General features: G+C 39.3%; 4 protein-coding genes, 1 tRNA gene and 1 rRNA gene. 5 read left to right on the top strand and 1 reads right to left on the bottom strand.

Annotated elements, in window-relative coordinates:
* The first annotated feature begins 328 nt into the window (after positions 1-328).
* Positions 329-1339: a type I glyceraldehyde-3-phosphate dehydrogenase gene (gap, locus tag QM928_RS09685; protein WP_000260668.1), complete on the top strand. Its 1011-nt coding sequence runs from the start codon at positions 329-331 to the stop codon at positions 1337-1339.
* 73 nt (positions 1340-1412) lie between these two features.
* On the opposite strand, the gene QM928_RS09680 is transcribed toward gap, so the two are convergent.
* Positions 1413-2288 carry an RluA family pseudouridine synthase gene (locus tag QM928_RS09680; RefSeq protein ID WP_414295142.1) on the bottom strand — a complete coding sequence of 292 codons (876 nt, stop codon included), beginning with the start codon at positions 2286-2288 and terminating at the stop codon, positions 1413-1415.
* Between the two features lie 88 nt (positions 2289-2376).
* On the opposite strand from QM928_RS09680, the gene pbp2a reads away from it, so the two are divergent.
* The 4 genes from pbp2a to QM928_RS09660 all read left to right on the top strand — a co-directional run.
* Positions 2377-4602: a penicillin-binding protein PBP2A gene (gene pbp2a, locus QM928_RS09675; RefSeq protein ID WP_414295141.1), complete on the top strand. Its 2226-nt coding sequence runs from the start codon at positions 2377-2379 to the stop codon at positions 4600-4602.
* Positions 4603-4774: 172 nt separating this feature from the next.
* Positions 4775-5239, top strand: a complete 465-nt coding sequence (locus QM928_RS09670; RefSeq protein WP_414273508.1) for a sigma-70 family RNA polymerase sigma factor — start codon at positions 4775-4777, stop codon at positions 5237-5239.
* A 73-nt stretch (positions 5240-5312) separates the two neighbouring features.
* Positions 5313-5384 (top strand) — tRNA-Glu (locus QM928_RS09665).
* A 243-nt stretch (positions 5385-5627) separates the two neighbouring features.
* Positions 5628-5705 (top strand): 16S ribosomal RNA (locus QM928_RS09660); the annotation flags it as partial.

Here is a 5705-nt window from a genome sequence, read left to right as displayed (position 1 = left end):
CATATGAATCTTTCTAATGAGTTGTTTTGTCGCTTTTCATTATAGGTCATATGGGACTTTTTTTCTACAACAAAATAGGCTCCATAATATCTATAGGGGATTTACCCACTACAAATATTATAGAGCCGAAATGCATAGAATTGGAGTAGGCTGCAAGGCTAAGTAAAGAAATGAAAATATTACCAAAGCTTATCAGAAAAACAAGGCCAGCGCTTGCAATTAAACTCAAATAGTTATATAATAGGTATGTTGAAAGGTGATTTGTAGTGATTCAAGTTACTCTTTTCACAATAAAATTTTCATGATTTTCATAAGGAGGAAATCACTAATGGTAGTTAAAGTTGGTATTAACGGTTTCGGACGTATCGGTCGTCTTGCTTTCCGCCGTATCCAAAACGTAGAAGGTGTTGAAGTTACTCGCATCAACGACCTTACAGATCCAGTTATGCTTGCACACTTGTTGAAATATGACACAACTCAAGGTCGTTTCGACGGAACTGTGGAAGTTAAAGAAGGTGGATTTGAAGTTAACGGTAAATTCATCCGTGTTTCTGCTGAACGTGATCCAGAACAAATCGACTGGGCTAACGACGGTGTAGAAATCGTTCTTGAAGCTACTGGTTTCTTTGCTAAGAAAGCAGCTGCTGAAAAACACTTGCACCCAGGTGGAGCTAAGAAAGTTGTTATCACTGCTCCTGGTGGAAACGACGTTAAAACAGTTGTATTCAACACTAACCACGATGTTCTTGATGGTACTGAAACAGTTATCTCAGGTGCTTCATGTACTACAAACTGCTTGGCTCCAATGGCTAAAGCTCTTCAAGACAACTTTGGTGTTGTAGAAGGATTGATGACTACTATCCACGCTTACACTGGTGACCAAATGATCCTTGACGGACCACACCGTGGTGGTGACCTTCGTCGTGCTCGCGCTGGTGCAGCAAACATTGTTCCTAACTCAACTGGTGCTGCTAAAGCTATCGGTCTTGTAATCCCAGAATTGAACGGTAAACTTGACGGATCTGCACAACGTGTTCCAACTCCAACTGGATCAGTTACTGAATTGGTAGCTGTTCTTGAAAAGAACGTTACTGTTGATGAAGTGAACGCAGCTATGAAAGCAGCTTCAAACGAATCATACGGTTACACAGAAGATCCAATCGTATCTTCAGATATCGTAGGTATGTCTTACGGATCATTGTTTGACGCAACTCAAACTAAAGTTCTTGACGTTGACGGTAAACAATTGGTTAAAGTTGTTTCATGGTACGACAACGAAATGTCATACACTGCACAACTTGTACGTACTCTTGAATACTTCGCTAAAATCGCTAAATAATTCTTGAGTTGATAAAAGCAAGGCCAACTGGTCTTGCTTTTATTGTATCTATAAGAAAAAATGGATGATAGTGTCATCCATTTTGGTTTAATTCTCTTTCAAATGTGTCTGATAGCGCAGTAAAGCTTAATTTGTTTAAGGTCAGAGGATGGACAAAGGAAAGTTTAAATGCATGAAGCATTAGTCTTTTAGTTTTTGAATGTGGATTGTAGAGCGGGTCTCCAAGGATTGGATGTCCGTGGTGAGATAGATGAACTCGAATCTGATGAGTTCGCCCTGTTTTTAATCTACAACGAACGAGACTAGTTTTGTTTTGAAATTGTTTCAATCGAGTTACATTAGTTTCAGCATATTGACCATTTTTGAAATCCACCACCCGTTTTCTACGATCGTGACGATTGCGACCGATTTTGTCTCGAAAGACAAGCTCTTTAGTTCCTATTTTTCCCTCAACCAGAGCCCAGTATTCTCGCGAAATCTCTTTTTTTTCCAATAATCGATTGAGAATAGGCAGGATAAAAGGATTTTTAGCGAAGAGAACTAAACCGCTGGTTTCCATGTCTAGACGATGAACGACATAACAGGTCTGGCCAACGTAGGCACTGACATGGTTAAGAAGAGCAATCTCATCTGGTTGATTCCCGTGAGTTTTCATTCCTTCAGGTTTGTTGACGATGATTAAATGTTGGTCCTGATAAACTTCTTGGACAAGATTAGGATTCCCCCAAACAATTTCTTTTGTAGGATAATCCTCCTCATCGAAAATCAGTTGACATTCATCTCCGGATTTGACAGTTTGATGCCAGTGGACTTCTTCTTGATTGATGAGAATGTGCTTTTTAATTCTCAAGAAATGCCGTATTTTTCTCGGAATGAGTAGTTGCTCCTCCAAGAAGATTTTGACAGTCATTTCAGGAAGAGAATCAGGGATAACAAAGGTAAATTTCATACAGATATTGTAACAAAAAATAGATTATTTGGATAGAGAAACTAGCTAAATTCTTGTCTTCCTATGAGGAAGATGATAAAATAAACGCATGAAATTAGATACATTATTTGAAAAGTTTCTTTCTTTATTTAAAAAAGAAGAAGCTGAAATAGAAAAAATAGAAATCGACGAAGCTAATAATGAAGAAAATACCTCAACTAATTTAAGACGGTCAAGAGGTGGGCGAAAAAAAGTTGGGCAAGTCGGACCTATTCGAAAATTTTGGCGTCGCTATCATCTGACCAAAATCTTTCTAATTCTTGGACTAAGTGCAAGCTTGTTTGTTGGGGTATATCTATTTGCCTTGGCTAAATCGACAAATGTTACAGACTTGCAGAATGCTTTGAAAACACGAACGGTGATTTTTGATAGAGAAGAGAATGAGGCTGGTGCCTTGTCAGGCCAAAAAGGGACCTATGTTGAACTTTCGGAAATTAGTGAAGATTTGCAGAATGCTGTTATTGCGACAGAAGATAGAAGCTTCTATAAAAATAGTGGAATTAACTATGGTCGCTTTTTCCTAGCAATCCTAACAGCTGGTCGCTCGGGTGGTGGTTCTACAATTACCCAACAGTTAGCGAAAAATGCTTATCTTTCACAAGACCAAACTGTTCAGAGAAAGGCTAAAGAATTCTTTCTTGCTTTAGAATTAACCAAAAAATACAGTAAAAAAGAAATTCTAACCATGTATTTGAACAATGCCTACTTTGGTAATGGAGTTTGGGGTGTTGAGGATGCTAGTAAAAAGTACTTTGGTGTTTCAGCATCGGAATTAACTCTTGATGAAGCCGCCACTTTAGCAGGTATGCTTAAAGGCCCAGAGTTGTACAATCCTCTGAATTCTATTGAGCATTCAACTAATCGAAGAGATACTGTCTTGCAAAATATGGTGGCTGCAGGTTACCTTGATAAAAATAAGGAAGCAGAAGCAGCAAGTGTTGATATGGCTTCTCAATTGAAAGATAGTTATGAAGGGAAAATATCAGACTACCGTTATCCTTCCTATTTTGATGCAGTTGTTAATGAAGCTATTGAAAAGTATAATCTAACAGAGGAAGAAATCGTTAATAACGGTTATCGAATTTATACGGAGCTAGATCAAAATTACCAAGCAAATATGCAGGTTATCTATCAAAATACTTCGCTCTTTCCGACAGCTGAAGATGGGACACATGCAGAGTCTGGTAGTGTCGCTTTGGAGCCAAAAACGGGTGGAGTTCGAGGAGTTGTTGGTCGAGTGGCAGGGGATGATAAGACAGGTTTCAGAAATTTTAACTATGCAACCCAGACCAAAAGAAGTCCAGGTTCAACGATTAAACCTTTAGTAGTCTATACACCAGCAGTCGAAGCGGGTTGGGCTTTAAATAAAGAATTGGATAATCATACCATGGAATATGGAGACTATAAGGTTGACAACTACGCTGGGATCAAAACATCACCAGAAGTTCCAATGTATCAAGCCTTAGCCGAGTCTCTAAATCTTCCTGCTGTAGCGACAGTTAAGCAACTTGGTATCGATAAGGCTTTTGAATCAGGTGAAAGATTCGGACTTGATTTAACGAATGTTGATCGTGTGCTAGGTGTAGCTCTAGGTGGTGGGGTGGAGACAAGTCCGCTACAAATGGCGCAGGCTTATGCAGCGTTTGCAAATGAAGGTTTGATACCTGAAGCGCATTTTATTACTCGTATTGAAAATGCGAGTGGCCAAGTCATTGCAACTCACAAAAATTCTCAAAAACGTATAATAGATAAGTCAGTAGCCGATAAAATGACCAGTATGATGTTAGGTACTTTTACAAACGGTACAGGAATAAGCTCCTCGCCAGATGACTATGTTATGGCTGGGAAAACTGGTACAACTGAAGCAGCTTTTAACCCAGTATATACAAGTGACCAGTGGGTTATCGGATATACGCCTGATGTGGTGATAAGTCATTGGCTTGGTTTCCCGACTACGGACGAAAATCATTATCTGGCAGGTTCGACTTCGAATGGTGCTGCTCACATTTTTAGAAGTATGGCGGAAACAATTCTTCCTTATACACCAGGTAGTACCTTTACAGTTGAAAATGCCTATAAGTTGAATGGTATTGAACCAGAAAACACACGGAAACAAACCACAAGTGATACTAGTACACAGTCTGATGATATACTATCAGATATTCGTGGACGGGCGCAAAATCTGGTCGATGAAGCAGGCAAAGCTATTTCAGATGCTAAGATTAAAGAAAAAGCCCAGACAGTTTGGGATACCATTGTAGATCTGTTTCACTAATACGTTTATAAGCTAAAAGACAAGGATTCAAATCTTTGTCTTTTTTCACTCTCACTTGTCAGCATTTACAACTTCCATAACATTACAGACTTGAAAAAACACAAGATAGGAAAGACAGCCCCTCTTTCCTCCTTTCTCTGCTATACTACAAGCAGAGAAAGGGGGAAAGCAAATGCTTGAAAAGTATTATGAGAAGGTAAAAGGAATTGTCCATAGATGTCGAAAAGATTACTATCTCCACCTGTGGGAGAAAGAGGATTGGGATCAAGAAGGCATGATCTGTCTCCATGAACTTCTAGAAAAGCATCCAGAACTAGTGGAAGAGGAAAAGAAACTCTACGTCTACTTCAAAACAAAATTTCGCAATCGAATCCTTGATAGCGTCAGAAAACAAGAGAGTCAAAAACGTCGCCTAGACCGAATGGCCTACGAAGAAGTAGGAGAAATTAGCCATCGCCTACCAGAAGGAGGATTGTGGTTGGATGATTACTACGCTCTTCATGAATTGTTGAATACTTATAGAAGAAAGTTACCACAAGATAAGCAAGAAGCCTATGAACGCCTCTGGGCAGACGAACGATTTAAAGGCCGCAAAGCCCTTCTCAGAGAGCTGAAGGAAGTAATTCAGGAGAAATGAAAAAAAGTTTAAAAAAGGTGTTGACAAAGTAAGAAAAGTCGGTATAATAGTAAGAGTTGAAGATAACAACTCCGGTCCGTTGGTCAAGGGGTTAAGACACCGCCTTTTCACGGCGGTAACACGGGTTCGAATCCCGTACGGACTATAGTATGTTACAGATGAAACACTAGATGAAAAAAATTAAAAAAAGTTTCAAAAAAGTGTTGACAAGCGAAAGCGACTGTGATATACTAATATAGTTGTCACTTGAGAGAAGCGAGTGACAAAGACCTTTGAAAACTGAACAAGACGAACCAATGTGCAGGGCACTACAACTAAGGTTGTAGTACTGAACAATGAAAAAAAACAATAAATCTGTCAGTGACAGAAATGAGTGAGAACTCAAACTTTTAATGAGAGTTTGATCCTGGCTCAGGACGAACGCTGGCGGCGTGCCTAATACATGCAAGTAGAACGCTGAAGGAGG

Origin of the sequence: Streptococcus infantis, assembly GCF_047460405.1 — a bacterium.
In the GTDB taxonomy this organism is placed as follows: domain Bacteria; phylum Bacillota; class Bacilli; order Lactobacillales; family Streptococcaceae; genus Streptococcus; species Streptococcus infantis_Q.
Note: the sequence above shows the minus strand (reverse complement) of the source record. Positions and strands in the feature narration are given on the sequence as shown.